25 protein-coding genes are annotated in these 20,623 nt (G+C 60.8%); 12 read left to right on the forward strand and 13 right to left on the reverse strand.

The window, feature by feature from the left end; all coding sequences use genetic code 11:
• Positions 1-147 precede the first annotated feature (147 nt).
• The 6 genes from ACO08A_RS21910 to ACO08A_RS21935 all read left to right on the forward strand — a co-directional run bounded on the left by ACO08A_RS21910 (position 148) and on the right by ACO08A_RS21935 (position 5,331).
• Entirely contained in the window at positions 148-1,095 is a 948-nt protein-coding gene (locus ACO08A_RS21910) for an NAD(P)/FAD-dependent oxidoreductase (protein WP_422038036.1), read from the forward strand.
• Positions 1,088-1,963: a methyltransferase family protein gene (locus ACO08A_RS21915; RefSeq protein WP_422038037.1), complete on the forward strand. Its 876-nt coding sequence runs from the start codon at positions 1,088-1,090 to the stop codon at positions 1,961-1,963. Before ACO08A_RS21910 ends, ACO08A_RS21915 begins: the two co-directional genes overlap by 8 nt.
• Positions 1,963-2,352: a DUF4149 domain-containing protein gene (locus tag ACO08A_RS21920; protein ID WP_422038039.1), complete on the forward strand. Its 390-nt coding sequence runs from the start codon at positions 1,963-1,965 to the stop codon at positions 2,350-2,352. The genes ACO08A_RS21915 and ACO08A_RS21920 overlap by 1 nt, the downstream gene beginning before the upstream one ends.
• On the forward strand, positions 2,349-2,834 hold the full coding sequence (locus ACO08A_RS21925; RefSeq protein WP_422038041.1) for a DUF427 domain-containing protein: 486 nt from the start codon (positions 2,349-2,351) through the stop codon (positions 2,832-2,834). The genes ACO08A_RS21920 and ACO08A_RS21925 overlap by 4 nt, the downstream gene beginning before the upstream one ends.
• Positions 2,835-3,031: 197 nt before the next feature.
• Positions 3,032-3,673: a GDSL-type esterase/lipase family protein gene (locus ACO08A_RS21930; protein ID WP_422038042.1), complete on the forward strand. Its 642-nt coding sequence runs from the start codon at positions 3,032-3,034 to the stop codon at positions 3,671-3,673.
• Between the two features lie 89 nt (positions 3,674-3,762).
• Positions 3,763-5,331, forward strand: a complete 1,569-nt coding sequence (locus ACO08A_RS21935; protein WP_422038043.1) for a DUF427 domain-containing protein — start codon at positions 3,763-3,765, stop codon at positions 5,329-5,331.
• A gap of 21 nt (positions 5,332-5,352) precedes the next feature.
• Here ACO08A_RS21935 and ACO08A_RS21940 read toward each other — a convergent pair whose 3' ends face one another.
• From ACO08A_RS21940 to ACO08A_RS21975, 8 genes are all read right to left on the reverse strand, one after another.
• Positions 5,353-5,634 (reverse strand): antitermination protein, encoded by a 282-nt coding sequence (locus tag ACO08A_RS21940; protein WP_422038044.1) that lies wholly within the window; start codon positions 5,632-5,634, stop codon positions 5,353-5,355.
• Positions 5,635-6,579: 945 nt separating this feature from the next.
• On the reverse strand, positions 6,580-6,915 hold the full coding sequence (gene grxD, locus ACO08A_RS21945; protein WP_421983695.1) for a Grx4 family monothiol glutaredoxin: 336 nt from the start codon (positions 6,913-6,915) through the stop codon (positions 6,580-6,582).
• Positions 6,916-6,920: 5 nt separating this feature from the next.
• Positions 6,921-7,049, reverse strand: coding sequence for a hypothetical protein (locus ACO08A_RS21950; RefSeq protein WP_421983694.1), 129 nt, complete (start codon positions 7,047-7,049; stop codon positions 6,921-6,923).
• A gap of 96 nt (positions 7,050-7,145) precedes the next feature.
• Positions 7,146-7,379, reverse strand: coding sequence for a BolA family protein (locus ACO08A_RS21955; protein WP_306145981.1), 234 nt, complete (start codon positions 7,377-7,379; stop codon positions 7,146-7,148).
• Positions 7,380-7,421: 42 nt separating this feature from the next.
• Positions 7,422-9,620 carry a phosphoribosylformylglycinamidine synthase subunit PurL gene (purL, locus tag ACO08A_RS21960; RefSeq protein ID WP_422038045.1) on the reverse strand — a complete coding sequence of 733 codons (2,199 nt, stop codon included), beginning with the start codon at positions 9,618-9,620 and terminating at the stop codon, positions 7,422-7,424.
• 193 nt (positions 9,621-9,813) lie between these two features.
• On the reverse strand, positions 9,814-10,104 hold the full coding sequence (locus ACO08A_RS21965; protein WP_422038046.1) for a hypothetical protein: 291 nt from the start codon (positions 10,102-10,104) through the stop codon (positions 9,814-9,816).
• A gap of 190 nt (positions 10,105-10,294) precedes the next feature.
• Positions 10,295-11,107 carry a class I SAM-dependent methyltransferase gene (locus tag ACO08A_RS21970; RefSeq protein WP_422038048.1) on the reverse strand — a complete coding sequence of 271 codons (813 nt, stop codon included), beginning with the start codon at positions 11,105-11,107 and terminating at the stop codon, positions 10,295-10,297.
• A gap of 174 nt (positions 11,108-11,281) precedes the next feature.
• Positions 11,282-11,818, reverse strand: a complete 537-nt coding sequence (locus tag ACO08A_RS21975) for a peroxiredoxin-like family protein (protein ID WP_422038050.1) — start codon at positions 11,816-11,818, stop codon at positions 11,282-11,284.
• Between the two features lie 91 nt (positions 11,819-11,909).
• Here ACO08A_RS21975 and ACO08A_RS21980 point away from each other — a divergent pair, with 91 nt between their 5' ends.
• The 6 genes from ACO08A_RS21980 to ACO08A_RS22005 all read left to right on the forward strand — a co-directional run bounded on the left by ACO08A_RS21980 (position 11,910) and on the right by ACO08A_RS22005 (position 18,144).
• Positions 11,910-12,731, forward strand: coding sequence for a helix-turn-helix domain-containing protein (locus ACO08A_RS21980; protein ID WP_422038051.1), 822 nt, complete (start codon positions 11,910-11,912; stop codon positions 12,729-12,731).
• Positions 12,732-12,813: 82 nt separating this feature from the next.
• Entirely contained in the window at positions 12,814-13,497 is a 684-nt protein-coding gene (locus tag ACO08A_RS21985; protein ID WP_422038053.1) for a GntR family transcriptional regulator, read from the forward strand.
• A 153-nt stretch (positions 13,498-13,650) separates the two neighbouring features.
• The gene (locus ACO08A_RS21990) at positions 13,651-14,607 is read left to right on the forward strand and encodes a Bug family tripartite tricarboxylate transporter substrate binding protein (protein ID WP_422038054.1); all 957 of its coding nucleotides are present in this window, start codon (positions 13,651-13,653) and stop codon (positions 14,605-14,607) included.
• 63 nt (positions 14,608-14,670) lie between these two features.
• Entirely contained in the window at positions 14,671-15,129 is a 459-nt protein-coding gene (locus ACO08A_RS21995; protein WP_422038055.1) for a tripartite tricarboxylate transporter TctB family protein, read from the forward strand.
• 11 nt (positions 15,130-15,140) lie between these two features.
• A complete protein-coding gene (locus tag ACO08A_RS22000) occupies positions 15,141-16,652 on the forward strand; it encodes a tripartite tricarboxylate transporter permease (protein ID WP_422038057.1) in 1,512 nt (503 codons plus the stop codon).
• 58 nt (positions 16,653-16,710) lie between these two features.
• A complete protein-coding gene (locus ACO08A_RS22005; RefSeq protein ID WP_422038059.1) occupies positions 16,711-18,144 on the forward strand; it encodes an MmgE/PrpD family protein in 1,434 nt (477 codons plus the stop codon).
• A 105-nt stretch (positions 18,145-18,249) separates the two neighbouring features.
• Here ACO08A_RS22005 and ACO08A_RS22010 read toward each other — a convergent pair whose 3' ends face one another.
• The 5 genes from ACO08A_RS22010 to purC form a co-directional block, all read right to left on the reverse strand.
• Entirely contained in the window at positions 18,250-18,504 is a 255-nt protein-coding gene (locus tag ACO08A_RS22010; RefSeq protein ID WP_422038060.1) for a DUF2164 domain-containing protein, read from the reverse strand.
• A gap of 36 nt (positions 18,505-18,540) precedes the next feature.
• Entirely contained in the window at positions 18,541-19,209 is a 669-nt protein-coding gene (purQ, locus tag ACO08A_RS22015; RefSeq protein ID WP_422038062.1) for a phosphoribosylformylglycinamidine synthase subunit PurQ, read from the reverse strand.
• 17 nt (positions 19,210-19,226) lie between these two features.
• Positions 19,227-19,334, reverse strand: coding sequence for a phosphoribosylformylglycinamidine synthase-associated small membrane protein (locus ACO08A_RS22020; RefSeq protein WP_422038063.1), 108 nt, complete (start codon positions 19,332-19,334; stop codon positions 19,227-19,229).
• A gap of 15 nt (positions 19,335-19,349) precedes the next feature.
• On the reverse strand, positions 19,350-19,589 hold the full coding sequence (gene purS, locus ACO08A_RS22025) for a phosphoribosylformylglycinamidine synthase subunit PurS (RefSeq protein ID WP_422038064.1): 240 nt from the start codon (positions 19,587-19,589) through the stop codon (positions 19,350-19,352).
• A 134-nt stretch (positions 19,590-19,723) separates the two neighbouring features.
• Positions 19,724-20,488 (reverse strand): phosphoribosylaminoimidazolesuccinocarboxamide synthase, encoded by a 765-nt coding sequence (purC, locus tag ACO08A_RS22030; protein WP_306145997.1) that lies wholly within the window; start codon positions 20,486-20,488, stop codon positions 19,724-19,726.
• Positions 20,489-20,623: the final 135 nt, after the last annotated feature.

Genomic DNA, 20,623 nt, shown 5'->3' on the forward strand with positions numbered 1-20,623 from the left:
TTGGCTCGTGAGGCGTAACACCAACACAAGCAATCAGGTTGGTGGTGCCATGAAGTCATCCGGATCCCGTGCGATCGCAGCTGCAATGCGCCCCGTGGCGCGTCTTTGCGGCAACGGTGCCTTGCAATCAGCGTTGGCGGTGCGCTGATGAAAAAAGACGCGATCGGGATTATCGGCGCGGGTATCGCCGGGCTCTCCTGCGCGCGCGTTCTTCAAAAGAACGGGTATGCTCCCGTTCTTCTGGAGAAGGGGCGCGGTGTCGGCGGGCGCGTTGCCACGCGCCGGACCGATGAGGGGTTCCAGTTTGACCACGGTGCCCAATACATGACCGCCAGAAGCCCCGAGTTTTGTGACGTGATTGCAGGCCTGAGCGACGAAGGTGCGGCGGGCATCTGGTCGGGCGCGGACCGGGAGGTCATTGTCGGAACGCCGTCGATGAACGCCATCGCCAAGGCGCTCGCCGGTGGGCTCGATATCAGGCGCAACACGCGCGTGACCGAGCTCAGCGCCGGGAAGGGCGGCTGGCAAGCGGCAACCAATCTGGACAGCGTTTTTGAGTTTGACCGGATCATCATCACGGCTCCGCAACCGCAGACCGTCGACCTGATCGGCGAGGAGCATCCGCTGTCGAAGGCGGTTGCCGGTGTCCGCATGTCGCCCTGCTGGACGTTGATGGTGACCTTTGCGGATCAGCACGACATTCCCTTTACGAGCCGGTCGGCGCCAGACAGCTATCTTGCCTGGATCGCGCTCAACAGCTCCAAACCGGAGCGGCCAGACACGAACAGCTGGGTCATTCAGGCCAGTGCGGAATGGAGCGAAAGGAACCTGGAGCGTGAGCCGGAAGACGTTGCGCAGGAAATGCTGCTGCGTCTGTGCGGTGTCTTGCGTGTGGACCCGTCGAGCGTGCTGCACAGACGCGCGCACCGCTGGCGCTATGCACGGGTCGAGCATCCGCTCGGCAAACCGTTCTGCCGCAATGAGGCTTGCACGCTTTATCTCGGCGGTGACTGGTGTCTCGATGCCCGTGTGGAAGCGGCCTGGATGAGCGGCAAGGCGATTGCCGAGGATCTGCTGGGGGAGCTGAATGCTTGATGATCCGCGCATCGCCGGTCTCACGCGGCTTGTTCTGGGGGCGGTCAGGCCCGCACCGGGCCGCGCGCGCATGTTCCTTGCGCTTTTCTCCGGCGTGCTCTGTCATCTTGTCTTTGCGATGGCGGTAGTTGCGATGATGACCGTCATGTTCAGCGGCATGCAACTTAGCTTCGGGACGGTTGCCTGGCCCTGGGCTGCGCTCGTCAATTTGATGTTGATCCTCCAGTTTCCCCTTGCGCATTCCTTCCTTTTGACCGGGCCGGGCCGCCGATTTCTGGAGCGCCTCGTGCCGGGGCCCCACGGAAGCGTTTTGTCGACAACGACCTATGCCACGATTGCCTCGGCACAGTTGCTCGCCCTGTTTGCGCTCTGGACACCGTCCGGAATTGTCTGGTGGCAGGCGGAAGGGGCGTTTTTCTGGCTTTCCTGCGCTGCCTATGGTGCTGCCTGGCTGCTCCTCATGAAGGCGAGTTTCGATGCCGGGGCGGAGGTCCAGTCCGGAGCGCTCGGATGGATGTCGCTCATGGCGAAAGTCAGACCCGTCTTTCCCGACATGCCGGACAAGGGACTGTTCCGGCTGATACGCCAACCGATCTATGTTGCCTTCGCGCTGACACTCTGGACCGTGCCCGTGTGGACCCCCGATCAACTGGTGCTCGCGACGGTCCTGACAGCCTATTGCGTCTTCGCGCCGATGTTGAAGGAGCGCAGATTTCAAGCAGTCTACGGCGCGCGGTTCGCGCTTTACTGTGCGCAGGTGCCCTACATGCTACCGCGCCTGGCAGGGGCAGGCCGTGCCGTGCGAACGCACGACGGCACCGCGTCCTTCAAGGGCGGACACATCGCGCGGAAAAGGGAAGCCGATTGATGGAAACACTTGCACTTCTTTTGTGTGCGCTGTTGTTCGGGGGCATGGTCCTTTACGCGTTCGGGTTTGCAGCCTTCGTGTTCACGGCGCTGCCGCCGGACATCGCGAGCCCGACCATCCGGCGCGCCTTTCCGTATTTCTATCTGTTTGTTCTCGGCGTTTCGGCGCTTGCGGCGCTGTCGCTGCTTGCCGGAGACCTTGTGTCGGCATCGATCATGGCGGCGGTCGCGCTTTCGACCATCCCGACACGCCAGATCCTGATGCCGGCGATCAACAGGGCGACCGATGAGGGCAGCAATGGACGGTTCAAGATCCTGCACGGCCTGTCCGTTCTGATCACGCTCGCCCATATCGCCGCAGCCGCCTATGTTCTTGCGAGGTTCGTATGAGCAGCGATGGTCCCGCACTGCCGGTCGAAAACGTGCAGTCCTATCCGCGGCCGCCGGTCGTCGAGGCCGTGCCGCAGCGGATCCGCATCGTCTTTGCCGACACGCTGATTGTGGATAGCGTCCGGGCCTACCGGGTCCTGGAAACCCATCATCCACCCACCTACTACATCCCGCCGGAAGACGTTGCCTGCGACCTGGTGCCGGCATCCGGCAGGAGCTTTTGCGAATGGAAAGGCTTTGCGCGCTACTTCGATGTGCGGGGCGGGAACCGTGTCAGCAGGCAGGCGGCCTGGTGCTACGACGACCCGACACGGACCTTTGCGCAGATCCGGCATCACCTGGCCTTTTATGCGGACAAGATGGACAGCTGCCAGGTCGGTGACCTGACCGTCGACGCCCAGGCGGGCAACTTCTACGGCGGATGGATCACGGCGAATCTCACGGGCGTGCCGAAGGGTGCCCCTGGCACCGAGCACTGGTGACCCGTTGCAGGGTGTTTGCCGATCCGGCGAACCGTTGCGAGCGGTTACCTTTGTTTCGTCAAACTGACCGGAAATTCTGACGGCGTGTATCACGCCGGTGCATCGATGACGTCCAGGCGTGGTTTCCTTGATGAAACAGGCTGGACCTGCCGCACTTATCGGGCGAGGTTAGTCTTTCTGAATTCTGGGAGGACTTCATGCGCGATCTGCGTATCTGCTTCGTCGGTGACAGCTACGTCAACGGGACCGGCGACGAACGCTGTCTGGGATGGATCGGGCGCTTGTGTGAACGCCGGTTTACCAGGGACATGCAAATGTCCTTCTATGATCTCGGAATTCGCGGTGAAACGACGTCCCAGATCCACGCGCGCTGGCGGCAAGACTGCGAAGCCCGGTTTCCGGAAGGCTCGGACAACAGGGTGGTGCTCCAATTCGGTATCAACGACATTGGCGACATCACCGGGAGCGGCCGCCAGATCGAGGAAGACGCCTCCGTCGAGGAAGCCGAGGCCTTCGTGAAGGAGGTTGCGGAAACTTATCCGACGCTGTGGGTCGGGCTGCCGCCTGCAAATGAAGCCTGTTCCCCCATGCATCCGAGCGAAGGCCTGGAGGTGTCTTTCTTTCAGAAGGACGCAGCGGCGCTCAACGCGCGGTTCAAGACGCTGGCGGAAACACTCGAGGTTCCCTATTTCGACCTGCAGACGCCCCTGCTTGCCAATCGAGACTACATGGCGAGCCTGACACGGGGCGACAGGATCCACTGCGACGGGACCGGATATGCCATGATCGCGAACCTGGTCGACAACTGGCCGGCATGGAATGACTGGTTCGAGGACTGAAGGCTTGATGCACCCGGGGAGATCCGGGGGGCCGTCTGCGTCGCACGTTTGTCTGGACAGTTCCCGTCTGCTCACCTATCTCATGGTCAATGACCGTTCGCGTTCAACAGACTTCTAATGACTACGGCATCGTGGTCGAACAGCTGTCCGGCGAGGTGATCGCCCGGCGCGGCGCCCACATTGTCGCGCGCTCCAGGAAAGCCCGGGTGATGTACGAGACCCGGCTGTCGCCGGTTGTCTACTTCCCGTTCGAGGATGTGCTTGCCGATCTGGTTCCTGCACCCGCGCACAAGACCTTCTGTCCGTTCAAGGGAACGGCCTCCTACAGCCACGTGACGGTGGGCGGCGAGACGATCCAATACGGCGCCTGGCACTATCCCAAGGCTTTGCCCGAAGGGCAGGCGGTTGATGGATGCGTCGGCTTCATGCCCGGTGTCACCACCAGCATCGAGCATGACGGAGACCCGGTCGCCGAAATGCCGACCGGTAACATCTCCGGGCCGGTCGTCGACTGGCTGCTGCGCGAGGCCTGGCTCGCCAAGACCCCCGAAGAGTTGCTCGCCGCGCTGGGCAACAAGCTGGTTGCCGACGGAATAGCCGTCAGCCGGATGAGCATCCTGATCTGGTCGCTGCATCCGATGGTGGCCGGGCAGAACTGCATCTGGGTCCGCGGCGAAGACGAGGTGACCAGCCGCTACCCGTCCTACGAGATCCTGGAAAGTCCCGTTTTCAGAGACAGTCCGTTTCAGCACGTCGCGAACGGGCTGGGCGGTATTCGCCAGAAACTCGACACCAATCCGGACGAGTTCGACTTTCCGATCATGGAAGACCTGAAAGAACAGGGCGTGACGGACTATGTCGCGATGCCCTTGCCGTTCTCGGATGGCCGGATCAACGTGCTGACACTCGCCTCCGACCACCCCAACGGGTTTTCAACCGCCAATCTGGGGCTGATCTTCGAGTGTTCCGCGCTTATCAGCCGCCTGTTCGAGGTGTTCGCCCTGACTTCGAACGCGACAACGCTGCTGGAAACATACCTGGGCAAACGCACCGGCGCCCGCGTCCTGGGCGGTGAGATCCGCCGCGGCGACGGCGACGTGATCGATGCCGCGATCCTGTTCTGCGACCTCAGGCATTCGACCCGGCTCGAAACCGAACTCGGCCGCGACGATTACGTCGCCGTGCTGAACCAGTTTTTCGAGACCGCGACGGATATCGTCAATGCGCATGACGGCGAGGTGCTCAAATTCATCGGCGATGCGGTTCTGGCGATCTTTCCGGCCAGCTCCGGTCATGCACAGGCCTGCCGTCAGGCCGCGGCCAGCGCGGATGAAATCGTCAAGGCCCTGGCCGAGCCCTGCAAGGAGAATGGCGGCATGCCGCTCTCCTGCGCCATCGGCATCGCCTATGGCGACGTGACCTATGGCAATGTGGGATCAAAGGAACGGCTGGATTTCACGGTCATCGGCAGCGCGGCAAACCTGGCAGCGCGTCTGGGCGAGCATGGCAAGGTCAACGGGAAGGAAATTGTCGCATCCGGGGAGGTTGCGCGCGAATCCGGCTTTGCCCTGGAAGCGCTCGGCAGTCTCGATCTGCACAATGTCGCGGAGCCCCTGGAATCCTTTGCGATCAAGACGGGTTCCAAGGGGGAGGATTGAGCGGCGTGTCGTGGCCGCTGATCAGCGCACCGTGTTTCCCCCCGCGAAGCCGCCCATCGGCTGGTTGCGAACCAGAATGACCAGTCCGGACTTGCTCGGCTCGGTGCCGGTTTCGGCAACGCCGCCGTAATTGGCGCAAAGATCTTCCGGACTTTTGTTCTGCGCGGGCGTGAACATCGTTATGGCCTGGCAGTCGACCCGCCGCAACTCGCGGTCGGTCGACGGGCTGTCGGACAGGACAAGCCCGAATCCGGCCAGAGCGATCACGAAGGTAGAGGTGGTTGCGATTGCAAACTTGTTCATTGTCCCCGATCCCATTTCCCGGTCGGCATCATGCCGGACCTTTCGATATGGACGGAGAATGGCGGAACGCACCTGTACTTACCCTGAAATCCGCATTCACCTAGGGTTCATGTTAGGTGATTCGCCAAGATTTGCCGAGCCCGCGCCCGATTTCGGCCAGATTTGATTCGGGTTTGCTTTGGATAACAGGAATTTTTCTTGGTTGTCTTCCCGATCACCTTTGGGCGCCGGCCCCGGGTCTCACGTCGTTCGTCCGGGGTGGCGAAAGAGGGGGGGATTGCTTCAGGCCTCGGATTTTCACCTTTTCGTTCGTCGTCATCCCGGCCAAGCGCAGCGCAGAGCCGGGATCGGGGAGGCACTGACCCGTCTGGGTTTCGGTTGCCCATCGGCAAGCCGAGGCTCACCGGCCCCGGGTCTCACGGTGTTCGCCCGGGGTGACGAAGGAGGGGGTGATGTGTCCTCAATTCCCTTGAGACGGTCACTCACTCAGCGTGACAGATATCGGCGCGCAGCTGTCGCTGCGCTGGTCCGGAATGACGGGTTCTCCCTGCCAGTCGTCATCCCGGCCAAGCGCAGCGCAGAGCCGGGATCGGGGAGGCACAGGCGCCGGGCCTGCCGAATGCTTTCAAGGTACACTTCGGCTCACCGGCCCCGGGTCTCACGTCGTTCGCCCGGGGCGACGAAGGAGGGGGTGATTGTTGCGGGCTTCGGGTTTCGTCTTTTTTGTTCAGCGTCATCCCGGTCAAGCGGAGCGCAGAGCCGGGATCGGGGAGGCACAGGCGCCGGGGCTGCCGATTGCTTTTTAGGTACACTTCGGCTCGCCAGCCCCGGATCTCTCGGTGTTCGTCCGGGGTGACGAAGGGACGTTGTCGGGCAGGTGTTCAAACGCAAAAAGGGGCGGAAAAACCGCCCCTTGACGTCGTCAGTTCAGAGATTGAATCCGGATCAGGCAGGCTGCTGCGTCGTTTCGATGCCCTTGTCGGAGAGCATGCCCTGCAGTTCCTGGTTCTGGAACATTTCACGGATGATGTCGCAGCCGCCGATGAATTCGCCCTTGATGTAGAGCTGCGGGATCGTCGGCCAGTTGGTGAATTCCTTGATCCCGTGACGCAGTTCATCGTCTTCCAGAACGTTGATGCCCTTGTAGGGCGCGCCGACATAATCGAGGATCTGAACGACCTGGCCGGAGAACCCGCATTGCGGGAAGTTCGGCGTGCCCTTCATGAACAGCACCACGTCGTTGGTGTCGACTTCGTTCTTGATCCAGTCCTGGATGCTCATGGATGTCAGTCCTTTTGATTGGCGGGCGTGAGGCGGTCACGGCCGGTCCGATAGATCAGTTTTGCCACCGCTCTCCAGATGCGCAGTTCCATCAGAACCATGACGAGCAACACCGCGAGAAGAAGCCAAACCATTCGAGTTCCCTTACTTTGTCCGCATATGTGTTTCGAAATGCCGGAAATTCAAGGGGAAGGGCAGGAAATGCCCCGAATTGACGAATCCCTCTCAGTTCAATCGGGTGCCTTGGTCTGCAGCGCAAGCGCATGCAGCGCGCCGCCCATATTGCCCTTCAGGGCCTCGTAAACCATCTGATGCTGCTGAACGCGGCTCTTGCCGCGAAAATGCTCCGACACGACATTTGCCGCGTAGTGATCTCCGTCGCCGGCCAAATCCCGGATCTCCACCTGAGCGTCGGGCAGCGCCTCCTTGATCAGGGTTTCGATCTCGTTCGCGTTCATCGGCATCGTGCATCAGTCCTCATGTCAAGCTCCTGAAAGGCAAACGGCTTAAGCGCCTGCCATATAGTTCGGGAACCAATCTTCGTGTGCTTTTTTCAAGTTTGCAACGGATATGGTGAGAATGCCCTCAACAGTCAAATCCCGACCACCCGTTTTGCCGATCTGCTGCGCGTCGATTCCGGCGTCCAGCAGGTCTTCGAGAACCGCATCGACCCGGTCCCGGGAAACCGTCAGCACATAACGTCCCTGGTCTTCTCCGAAAAGCGCCGCATGCGCGGGACCGTCGACCTTGACCGTCGCCCCGATGCCGCCTGCAATCGCCATTTCCGCAAGCGCAACGGCGAGCCCGCCGGAGGAAACATCGTGAACGCCCGTCAGCCGTGCCGCCCCGATGAGCTGGCGCACGATCGTTCCGCGGCGCTTTTCGGCGGCAAGATCCACGGGTGGCGGCGCGCCTTCTTCGCGGCCCAGCACCTCGGCAAGATACTGCGTGGCTCCAAGATGCGTGCCGAAACCGCCGACAAGCAGCACGGCGTCACCTTCATTTGCGAAGGATGCTCCGGCCCGGACAGTCACGTCCGGAAGAAGCCCCACGCCGCCGATCGCCGGCGTCGGCAGGATCGCTTCGCCGTGGGTTTCGTTGTAGAGAGAGACATTTCCGGAGACGATCGGGAAATCCAGAGCGCGGCAGGCTTCTCCAATACCTTTGATACAGCCGACAAACTGGCCCATGATCTCCGGCTTTTCCGGGTTGCCGAAATTCAGGTTGTCCGTTGCTGCCAGCGGCTCCGAGCCGACGGCGGTCAGATTGCGCCAGACCTCGGCAACTGCCTGCTTGCCGCCTTCGAACGGGTCCGCCTCGCAATAGCGGGGTGTGACGTCAACGGAAAAAGCGAGACCCTTGCGAGTTCCCTCGACACGGATCACGCCGGCATCGCCGCCAGGGGACGCTGCCGTGTTGCCCTGGATCAGCGTGTCATACTGCTCATAGACCCAGCGCCGCGAGGACCCGTTGGCGCCGCCCAACAAAGTGGTCAGCGCTTCGGCGTAGTCGCCCGGTTCTTCAACATCGGCGGCCGATAGCAGCGGCAGTTTCACCGGTTCGGCCCAGGGACGGTCGTATTCGGGAGCTTCGTCACCCAGATCCTTGATCGGCAGGTCGGCAACGACGTCGCCCTGATGCTTGACGACAAAGCGCAGCGTGTCCGTGGTGACGCCGACAATCGCGAAATCGAGGCCCCATTTGCGGAAGATCGCTTCGGCTTCCTGCTCCATGGCCGGCCGCAGGACCATCAGCATGCGCTCCTGGCTTTCCGAAAGCATCATTTCGTAGGCGCTCATGCGTTCTTCGCGAACAGGCACCTTGTCGAGGTCAAGCTCAATGCCCAGATCACCCTTTGCGCCCATCTCGACCGCGGAGCAGGTGAGGCCGGCAGCGCCCATGTCCTGAATGGCGATGACGGCGCCGGTATCCATGAGTTCAAGGCAGGCCTCGAGCAGGCATTTTTCGGTGAAAGGGTCGCCGACCTGAACCGTCGGGCGCTTCTCCTCGATCGTGTCGTCGAATTCGGCAGACGCCATCGTTGCGCCGCCGACACCGTCCCGGCCGGTTTTCGCCCCGAGATAGACGACGGGAAGACCCACGCCTTCCGCCTTGGACAGGAAGATCGCATCCGAATTTGCAAGACCGGCCGCGAAGGCATTGACGAGGCAGTTGCCATTGTAACGGGCGTGGAACTCAACCTCTCCGCCGACGGTCGGAACGCCGAAGGAGTTTCCGTAGCCGCCGACACCGGAAACGACACCGGATACGAGATGGCGCGTGCGCGGATGGTCAGGGGCGCCGAATCGCAGCGCATTCATGGCGGCAACGGGACGCGCGCCCATCGTGAACACGTCGCGCAGGATGCCGCCAACACCCGTCGCAGCTCCCTGGTAGGGTTCGATGTAGGAGGGGTGATTGTGGCTTTCCATCTTGAAGACGACGGTCTGGCCGTCACCGATGTCGACGACACCGGCGTTTTCACCGGGTCCCTGCAGGACGCGGGGGCCTTCGGTCGGCAAGGTTTTCAGCCATTTCTTGGAAGACTTGTAGGAGCAGTGCTCGTTCCACATGGCCGAAAAGATACCGAGTTCGGTAAAGGTCGGCTCGCGCCCGATCAGTTCAAGGATACGCTCGTATTCATCCGGCTTCAGCCCGTGAGAGGCAATCAGGTCGGGCGTGATCTTAATGTCGTTCGGGATCATGTCGTTCCAGTTTCTTTGGGCCGCCCTGGTTGGACCGGGCAGCCGCGGTCGCGCAATGTTGCCGCCGTGTAGCAGATTGCGTCCGGAAAGGGGAGGGGAACGACGAACTTTGTTTGCGGGAAACGCGCCACATCCAGGTGCCGGGAAAGACAGGCACCGCCGGGGAGAAAAAGACCGGCGACCGGATAAGGTATCAGACGCGCTTGGCGACCCTGGACTGAAGCTTCAGGGTGACTTGCTGCCAGTCACGCATCTGGCCTTCGAGTCGCTTGATTTCCTTGTCCTTGAAGGTGTTTTCTTGCCTGAGCTCCTGGACCGTGTGCTCAAGTTTCATGATGCGCAGAAGTAAACGTTCAGCCGTCAACTCTTTACTCGTATCAATGTGGCTTTCGGTCTGCATAATATATTCGTGCTTTCTGGTATTAATTCCTTGAGATTCAAGAATTTTTTTAAAAACAACAATCACTTCATCGTTTAGTTCCATCGGAATCACGCATTTTTACTGAGATTTGTCGGCATAAAAGGAAATCAGAAACAACTTCGCGTAGAGTAATGGGTTGTGATTGGGTTGTAAAGATAAACAGTGACAATATAACTAAAAGTTTAACTGAAACCGGACGTAAATGCGCTCACGGTTAATTCCGCTCGATGCAGGGCCGCTTTTTTGACCGTGTTCAGCCGCGTTTCGTGCCGATGAACACGATGTGTTCGCTTCCGTAAAGTGCGGCGGGTGTTTCGGCCACGGATACCGCGAAATCGAGCCATTGCCGACGCTCCGCAACCGGCAGATCGGCGAGCCGCCACTCGCTTTGCGCCATCATGCTCTCGGCGCCGAAGAGTGCACGTTGTTCCAGCCCCGTGCCGTGGAAGACCGACGGGACTTCCGAAGGATCGACGAAATGCGCGTCGACGAAAAAATCGGTTTCGGACGCCAGCCTGTGCCGGCGCTCGTTGAGAAACTCGTCGATCACGGCGCGGCGCTGGCCGATGGCCGCGGGATCGGTCTTCAGCTGGTAGTGGGCGGCGGCGAACCGAGAAATGAAGGCGAAGGCGGCGATACCCCCGGGTTTCAGGACCCTGACCGTCTCGGAGATGACTCGGTTGCGGTCGTCCTCCGAGGTGAGATGGTAGAGGGGGCCGAGCACCAGAACGGCGTCATAGTCGGCATCGGGCAAGTCCGACAGGTCGCGGGCATCGCCGGCTTGTGCCGCGTTGAACGTCAGGCCCCGCTTGTGGGCCTCCTCCCGGGCGCGGGCAATGTTTTCCGGTGAAAGATCGCGTAGATCGACACTGTGGCCGGCGGCTGTCAGGTCGAGCGCATACCGGCCCGGACCGCACCCGCAGTCGAGAATGCGCGCCGTCGCCGGCAGAAAGCGATTCAGAAAGGCGCTGGTGACGCCGTATTCGAGCCAGTTCTTTTCGAGCCGAAGCCATTCGTCTTCGACGGTGCGATCGTAAAAGTCACGGACTCGGTCGACCTCGCTCATGCGCGGGGCGTCTCGATCAGAGGGCAGGGGACTGAAGGGAGGAGATGGGCGTTCCGCATTTCTGTCTCCATGCACCGGGAACGAGGACGCAGGGAGTATAATCGCGTACGGCCGTCAGCCGCAAAGGGGATCGCCCCAGGCCGGGAGTGGGATCCCGGCCCGGAAGCACGACCCTCAGACCGCGCCGGTATATTCGCCGCGGGCCGGGTAGTCGTTCTTCTGCACGAAATCGAGCGCACCGATCATTTCCTGGAAATGCGGGCGCACGAACGGCATCGTCTGGACGGAAGCAAAATAGAGGCTGCCATCACCTTTCACGAGAAAGACGCCGGGTTCGGAGAACAGGGCCGGCTCTTCGATCCCGATGGAGGTGGTGCCGCGGCTGGTGGAGACGTAAAGGCCCCATTCCTTCGCCACAGTGAGCGGCAGGCCATAACCGAAACGAAGGGCTTCGTGTCCGACCTTGTCGGCCATCTGCTGTGCCCTGTCCTTGTCGTCGGACGAAATCGCGATGGTTTTGACGCCCTTTTCCGCGAAGTCCGGAGTCAGGCGGCCCAGTTCTTTCAGGTATGTTGCGCAGATCGGGCAGTGGAGACCGCGGTAAAACACGACGAGAGTCGCAAAATCGGCTCCGTCGGCTGCAAGGTCGAAGGTGCCCGAGCCAAGCGTGTCTACCGTCAGGGCGGGTACCTGTTGACGTGGAATTAGCATTTTTTCCTCATGACTTTGGTGGCAAGGCTTCACTTTTGCCTTTTGATGAGCTTAAAATAGCGAACGCAACGAGAATAAACATCCCAAAAAGATGATCAGGAGTACGAATTTGCCGGTTGCCTATCGAACTTCGTTCAGCGGAAAGCTCGACCGGCTGTCCTCGCTGATAGATCGTCTGAGGGTTCATGTGGAAAATGCGCTGGCGGATCAACCCGCCAACGGGTTCGCCAATCTCGTGATCTACGCCGATCCCAGCGGTGCCAACCGGCTGATCTTCTGTCCGTCGATGTCCGAAGAAGACCAGGCTTACCCGGAGATCGCACCTTTGAGCGGTGAAACGCCGCTTGTCGCAGCCCATATCTCCATCTCGGGGATCGGCAAACAGCTGATCAATGCCTTGCCTGCCTGCATTTCCGTGCCGCTTTCGGAAGAACCGTACCTCACCGCGGTGGTGACCCCGCTGATCGAAGAGGCAACCACGCCCAGATGCGGAGGTCAGGCGGCCTTCCAGCGCCTGTGCGAGGTCGTTGTGATCCGTTTGTTGCGTCACGCCATGGAGGAGGGCAAAGCGGATACCGGGCTCCTGAACGGTCTTGCGCATCCGCGTATCGCGGCCGCTCTGGTCGCGATCCACGAGGCACCGGAAGAAAGCTGGACGCTCGAACGGCTTGCCGAAACGGCCGGCATGTCCCGAACGCAGTTTGCCGTGACGTTCAAGGAACTCGTCGGTGCAACACCGATGGGCTACCTCTCCAACTGGCGTCTCGACATCGCACGGGCGGAGCTTGAATCCGGCCGGCAGGTCAAGTCGGTTGCGACGCTGTGCGGGTTTTCCAGTCCAGCCGCGTTCTCCAGGGCGTTTTCACGGCGTTTCGGCTATCCTCCGAAACAGAAGCGCAACCAGGCGGCATGACATGCTCAAAGATGCGACAGCCGGGGGGCAATAGACGCGCATCTTCGTTGACAGTTTTCAATTGACATTTATCTTTGCGGACATGTCAAAGGAATCATCGAAAAACTCGACGCTTGAACAAATCAGCCAGCGCCGGTCCAAAACCCTCAGCACCATTGTTTGTGAAGCGATCGAGGAGATGATCATCTCCGGTGAGTTGGAAGCAGGTGACAGGATCAACGAGAGCGCGCTTGCCGGCAGGCTCGGCGTCAGCCGGGGCCCGATCCGCGAGGCCTGCAGAAGTCTTGAACAGGCGGGGCTTCTGGTAAGCGCCACCAATCATGGCATGTATGTGCGGGAGATGACCCTTGATGAAGCACGCGATCTCTATGAGGTGCGCGGTGCACTCGCCGGTCTGACCGGCCGGCTTATTGTCGAACGGGCAAGCGACGCCACGCTGGAAAAACTCCAGAAACTCGTTGAGAAAATGGATGCCGCCGCTCATGATGGCGACCTGTCCCGCTATTATTCGCTCAACCTCGAATTCCACGATCTCCTTGTCGGGGCTTCGAAAAACCCCGCGCTTGGACAGAGCTACCGCTGGATCGTGAACCAGCTTCATCTCTTCCGGCGCCGCGGCCTTGTCCAGAAAGGCAATCTGCTCGTTTCGAACCAGGAGCACCGCGCCATCATAGATGCTCTTCTGGCCCGCGACGCGGCCGCGGCCGATGGTGCCATGCGCCGGCACGTGGCCGGCGGCTGGGCCCGCATGTCTGCTCCTTCCTGACCTGAGCCTTTGACCAATCTGATCTGAAGCCGCCCCACAGCGGTCACGTTGTTCGTATATTGAAAACTGTTGACAGTTTACAGTTTGCAATTTAGGTTGGCGCATCCTTGGCGCTCGACCCAGTTGTCGCGCCGGAACTTACGGGAGGACGCAATGACATTTCTGAAAACGGCGGCCCTTGCAGCCGCGACACTCGCCTTGACCGTCGGCAGTGCCACGGCGAACGAGTTTCCCTCGCAGCCGGTTGAGGTTGTGACGCATGCGTCTGCGGGCGGTGGCACTGACACCACGGCGCGCACCATGCTGATTCGTGCGCGACGCGAACTGGGAACCGACGCCTTCGTCCAGATCAAGAAGGGCGGGGGCGGAACCGTGGCCATGTCCTATGTGTCCGGCAAACCTGCCGACGGCCATACGCTGATGGCGATCACACCTACGCACCTGATCACGATGGCGCGTGGCCGTGCTCCGATCAAGCTTGAGGACATCAAGGGCGTTGTCCGGTCGACGGACGACCCGATCATTCTCGTCGTCAACAAGAGCTCGGGCATCACCTCCTTCGACGATCTGAAAGAAGTCTCCAAGCAAGCGCCCATCAAGTGGGGCGGTACGCAAGCAGGTGGGATCGACCACATCGCCGCGATCACGTTTTCAAACAAATCGGGCGTGAAAATCGCTTATGTGCCGTTTGATGGCGGCGGCGCCATGATCACCAACCTGATGGGCGGCAATATCCAGGCTGCCGGTCTGAACTACGGTGAAGCCGTGGACGGCATTGAATCGGGAGACTTCATTCCGCTTGGCGTGATGGCCACGAAGCGCCTGTCTGCCCTGCCGGACACGCCGACGCTTGCCGAACTGGGGGTGGAGGATGTCAATTTCTCGACCGTGCGCGGCATCGTCGTGATGGCGGAAACGCCGGAGGAGCGGGTTGCCGCGCTTGAGGAAAAACTCCTCAAGGCGATGAACCACGGCACCTATCAGGCCTATCTGGAAGGTATCGGCCTCGACCCAAGCTCAATCGGTGGGTCAGACGAGTGGGACGCCCAGATCCGCTCGATGTACGACAACATCTACCAGACGCTCGGCGATCTCGGTCTCAGAAAATAATCACCCGGAAATCCGTGGCGCGTGCCTGTCAGGTTCGCGCCACCCCGGCAGGGAGGAAATGACATGAGTCTGCCGAAAGACCTGGTGCCCGGATGCCTGATCCTGCTTCTGTGCGCCGCCCTCTACTACGTGACGACGACATTTGACAGTGACCCGCTCGGCGCAGCCCAGGGCATGCCGGCAACCCATATGCCGCGCCTTGTGCTCGGCGTTATCTCCGCTCTGGCGGTGCTGATGATCCTGCAGGGTCTGCGCAGCGGAGAGAAGGGCACGATCACAGTGCCTCCCTGGCAGATGTGGGCAACCGTCGGGCTTCTCGGCCTTGCCGCGATCGCAGCCCCGTTCCTGGGTGTGCCGATTGCCTTCTTTTTCGTCTGCGCCGTGCTGCCGCTTCTGTGGGGTGCGCGCGATGTCAGGATAATCGCCGCGTTTGCGGTTGCGGTTCCGGCCGCGATCTACGTCGTTTTCCAAATCCTGCTCGGTCTGCGCCTGCCGCTCGGACCACTGACATTCCTCAGCTAAGGGAGGCCATCATGGAAATGCTTCTCGGCGGTTTGACGGAAATCCTTCAGCCGCAAACACTTCTCTTGATCTGCGCCGGCACCCTTGTCGGGGTTCTGGTCGGCGCCTTGCCCGGGTTGTCGAGCTCCATGGCGGTGGCACTGCTTTTGCCGTTCACGATCTATCTCGAGCCTATTCCGGCGATCGCGATGCTGGCGGCGCTCTACTGTGCCGGAACCTTCGGCGGATCGATCACCGCGATACTGATCAACGCGCCCGGGGCACCGCCGGCTGCCGCGACCGCATTCGACGGCTACCCGCTGGCCAAGAACGGTCAGACGGGCAGGGCGCTCGGCATGGCCGCAGCCTCAAGTGTTGCCGGCGGGATCTTCTCTCTTTTCGTGCTGATCTTTGCCGCGCCCTTTCTGGCAACGATCGCCTACAGGTTCGGGCCTCCGGAATATTTTGCCCTGACTGTCTTCGGGCTCTCCATGCTCGCCTCCATCAGCGGCAAATCCGCCGTCAAGAACCTGATTGGCGGAGCTTTTGGCGTGCTGATCGCCACCGTGGGTGTTGACCTGACGACCGGTGTCGAGCGTTTCACATTCGGCGTCCCGGAACTTTATGAAGGCATCAGCTTCATTCCGGTCCTGATCGGCCTGTTTGCCATGGCGGAACTTCTTGACCAGGCAACACAGAAGGACCGTCCGCTGGAACGGTTCGCCATGTCGGCGCTCAAACTGCCGACGGTGGATGACTTCAAGCGGGTCTGGAAGACGATCCTGCGATCTTCCGGGATCGGGACCTTTGTCGGTATTCTGCCCGCCGAGGGCAGCACGGTCGCCGCGATGATCGGTTACAACGAGGCGAAACGCTGGTCTCCCAACAAGGACAATTTCGGCAAGGGCGAGATCGAAGGCGTCGCGGGTCCGGAAGCGGCCAACAATGCGGCAACGGGCGGGGCCATGGTGCCGACGCTTGCGCTCGGCATCCCGGGATCGGCAACCGCTGCGGTGATTCTGGGCGGGCTCCAGATCCACGGCCTGCGCCCGGGGCCCTACCTCTTCGAAAACCAGCCGAACCTGCTCTACGCGATCTTCTTCGCGATGCTGCTGGCGAATTTCGTCTTTCTTGCATTCGGCCTTGTCGGGGCGCGTTACTTCTCGCGCATCTCGCTGATCCCGCGTCAGTTCCTGTGGCCGGCCGTTTTCTGCCTGTGTGTCGTCGGTGCCTTCGGTGTCGGACAATCACTCAATGATGTCTACATCATGCTGATTGCAGGCTTCCTTGGGTACTTCCTGAACCGGGCCGGCTTCTCGCCTGCACCGATCATCATGGGACTGGTGCTCGGTCACCTGGTCGAAAACTCGCTGGCGCAGTCAATGATCCTCTTCGACCAGGACGCCTGGAAATTCCTGACGCGCCCGATCGCCGTCTTCTTCTTCGTGCTTGCCATCGTCAGTGTGTTTTCAACGCCGATCGGCCGTTTGATCAAGACGCGCAAACGCGAGGACGCGGACAGGCTCGCTCACGGAAACGAATGATCAGGGTCGTCGCAAGACCTGAAACACTTCGAAATTATTGAACAGAAGGAATTAATCCATGTCCGTTGCAAGGAACATTTATGCGGATATACCGGAGGACACGGCCGTCACGGCGGCAGCGGCGGAATTTGTCGAAAGCGTCCGTTTCGAGGATCTGCCGGAAGAAGCCCTGAGGATCGGTACGCGGTGCGTTCTCGACGGGCTGGGTCTGTTTGTGGCCGGATCCGATCACGAGATGGTCGAGATCCTGCGCGCCGAGGCTGCCGAGACAGGTGGACGGCCGGATGCGCAACTGCTTGGGCACACGGACCTCGTGCCGGCCGCCATGGCGGCGCGGGTCCTTGGCACCTCGGGACATGCGCATGACTGGGACGACAGCCAGGTCAGCACCGATCCGGCACATATCTATGGCCTGCTGACGCATCCGACGATCCCGCCGCTGACCGCGTCACTGGTCATGGCCCAGAAGCTCGGCAACATCGACGGCAAGGCGTTCATGCTCGCCTTTCTCACCGGCTTCGAGGTCGAGTGCAAGATTTCCGAATGGATGCTGCCGCAACACTATATGCGCGGCATGCATTCAAGCGGTACAGTCGGCACCTTCGGCGCTTATGCCGCTGCAGCGAAGCTCCTTGGCCTGACCGGAGACCGGCTGAGGTCCGGTTTCGGAATTGCGGCGTCTCTCGCCGCCGGCATTCGCTGCAATTTCGGAACGATGACCAAGCCGTTGCATGTCGGGCGGGCCTGCGAGAACGGCATCACGGCCGCTCTTCTGGCACAGCGCGGCTACACCGCCGACCCGCAGGCGCTGGATGGTCCCTGGGGCTTCTTCGCCGTGCAGGGCGGCGGTGTGAGCGCGGAAAAGGTCGGTCAGGGGTTCGGGAGGACCTGGACAATCGTCGAGCCGGGGGTTTCCATCAAGCCCTATCCCTGCGGGGTCCTGACCCATCCGACCATCGACCTGATGCTTCGGCTGGTCACGGATGCGGACATCAAGCCGGATGCAATCGGTAGCGTCACGGTTCATGCAGGCACAAACATCCTGAAACCCATCCGGTATCCGATCGCCGTCAATCACCTTCAGGCGAAGTTCTCCCTGCCTGCCGCGCTTGCCATGATTGCGCTCGCCCGCCAGGCCGGCAAGCACGAATTCTCCGACGCGTTCGTCCGCAGCGAACCAATGCAGGCAATGCAGCGGCGCATCCGCACGGAGCTCGACAGTGATATCGAGGCCCAGGGCTTTGACGTGATGCGCTCGCGGATCACGATCCAGTTGACCGATGGCAGCGAAGTCGCTGGCTGGGCGGATGAAAAATACCGGGGCGGCCCGGAAAACCCGTTGAGCGATCGGGAGCTCGAAGCGAAAGTCCGGTCCTGCTGCGCCGGTCTGCTGGATGCTGCCCAGCAGGACCGCCTGATCGCGACGGCCTGGAAAGCCGGGGACCTTGCCGATGCCGTCGACCTGGCACGGGTTCTTAACCCGGAGCGCTGAGGACAGCTTCGCTCTTGAAAAAAACACCCCGGCGCAGCGCCGGGGTGTTTTCACTTGCAGAATTTCTTCTGCGACGTCATGCAATCAATTCGTCGGGCGTTGCGGTTAGCTTCGGTCCTCGACCTTGCGCTCCATCGCGTAGATCTCGTCGGTGACATCATCGGCCTTGCGCGCAAAGAGCGCCTGGGCGTCCTTCAGTCCGAGATTGTAGAAATGGGCGCCGAGCGAGCCGCTCAGGAAATCGATCAGGAATTCCGCATCCATGTTGCCGATTTCAAGGTCCAGTTCGTCATCGAGATATCGCTGGATCTGCGCCGTCAGGCGCGCCCTGACGTCCTTGTCGAGCTTGAGTTCCTTCACGGCGTCCTCCCCGGAGTTGCAAGCGCCCGAAGTGCCTCAAGCAGCCCGGTCGAGCAGGCTCTCGAACAGAAGCCGGCCGTCGAGACCGCCGTTCAGCGGCTCCACGAGGTTTTCCGGGTGCGGCATCATTCCAAGCACGTTGCCCTTGTCGTTGGTGATGCCGGCAATGTCGTTGATGGAACCATTGGGGTTGGTGCCGTCGGCATAGCGGAACACGACTTGGCCATTGTCCTCGACCGCGGCGAGCGTGCTTTCATCCGCAAAATAGTTGCCGTCGTGATGGGCGACCGGGCAGCGCCAGACCTGGCCTTCGGTGAATTTCGATGAAAACCTTGTGGCATTGTTGACCGTCGCCATCTTCACTTCCTTGCAGACGAAGGTCAGACCGGCATTGCGCATGAGCGCACCGGGCAGGAGGCCCGCCTCGGTCAGGATCTGAAAGCCGTTGCATACACCCAGAACGGAGACGCCGCTGTCGGCCTTCGCGACAAGATCCTTCAGGATCGGCGAACGGGCGGCAATCGCGCCGGAACGAAGATAGTCGCCATAGGAGAAGCCGCCCGGAACGACGACGAGATCCACGTCGGGCAGGGTGCTCTCCGTGTGCCACACGCTCTGCGGCCGCGAACCCGTGATCAGCTCGAGCGCGTGGAACATGTCGCGGTCGCGATTGGAGCCGGGGAAGACGATGACGGCGGTTCTCATTTGGCAATCCCGTGGTTCTAGAGCAGGACAACAGCGGCAACGAGCGCCGCTATTGCTGGCAGCAGGATGAACACCGCCGCCTTGAGCGCCATGAACGTCACGGCTTTGCGGGTGTCTTCATCCATGGTCTGTGACCGGCCTCAGGCGATCTCGATCGCGTAGTTTTCAATGACCGTGTTGGCGAGCAGCTTTTCACACATCTGCTCCAATTCCGCCCTGGCGGCGTCCTTGTCGGCACCTGTCAGTTCGACATCGAACACCTTGCCCTGGCGGACCGATCCGACATCGCCGAAACCAAGACCACCCAGCGCGCCCTCAATGGCTTTCCCCTGAGGATCGAGAACGCCGTTTTTCAGGGTGACGATCACGCGTGCTTTCATGTGTCCTGGTCTCCGTAAAGTCTGGCAGCCTGCCTGCGAGGCTCCTTACACCAGCTTGTCCGGTTCTGGAAGAGAAGAAGGGAGGGGAAACGAAAAACCCCCGCGAATCTTGCGGATTGCGGGGGGCTTAACGGTTATTGCACCAGCGTCGGACCGGAGTTGGCGGGCCGCTCCACTGCGATCATGATGCCGAGGCGCTTGGCGACTTCCTGGTAGGCCTCCAGCATGCCGCCGAGGTCACGGCGGAAACGGTCCTTGTCCATCTTGTCGTTGGTCTCGATGTCCCACAGACGGCAACTGTCAGGCGAAATCTCGTCGGCAACGACGATGCGCATCATGTCGCCTTCGAACAGGCGGCCGCATTCGATCTTGAAGTCAACAAGGCGAATGCCGACACCCAGGAACAGGCCGGACAGGAAGTCGTTGACGCGGATGGCGAGCGCCATCATGTCGTCCAGTTCCTGAGGGGTTGCCCAGCCGAAAGCCGTGATGTGTTCCTCGGCGACCATCGGATCGTCGAGTTCGTCGTTCTTGTAGTAGAACTCGATGATGGAGCGCGGCAGCTGCGTGCCTTCTTCCAGGCCGAGGCGCTTGGCGATTGACCCGGCGGCGACATTGCGCACGACCACTTCCAGCGGAATGATCTCGACTTCGCGGATCAGCTGTTCGCGCATGTTCATGCGCCGGATGAAGTGAGTCGGAATGCCGATGGCGTTCAGATGATTAAAGATGAACTCGGAAATGCGGTTGTTGAGAACACCCTTGCCGTCAACAATCTCGTGTTTCTTGTTATTGAAGGCGGTCGCATCGTCCTTGAAGTGCTGGACCAGTGTTCCCGGTTCCGGACCTTCGTAGAGAATCTTGCCTTTACCTTCGTATATGCGCCGACGGCGGTTCATGGGCTATACCGTTTTTTGTGAAGCCTGAGGATGGGTCTTGCTCACCTGGCGACGGGTCCTGCAGGACCTGTTCCGGTCGACCGGCGTCTGCCAACAAGGCGGCAATCCCTCATTTGCGGCGCGGAACTTACCCGA

It is taken from the genome of Roseibium sp. (assembly GCF_965232425.1).
GTDB lineage: Bacteria > Pseudomonadota > Alphaproteobacteria > Rhizobiales > Stappiaceae > Roseibium.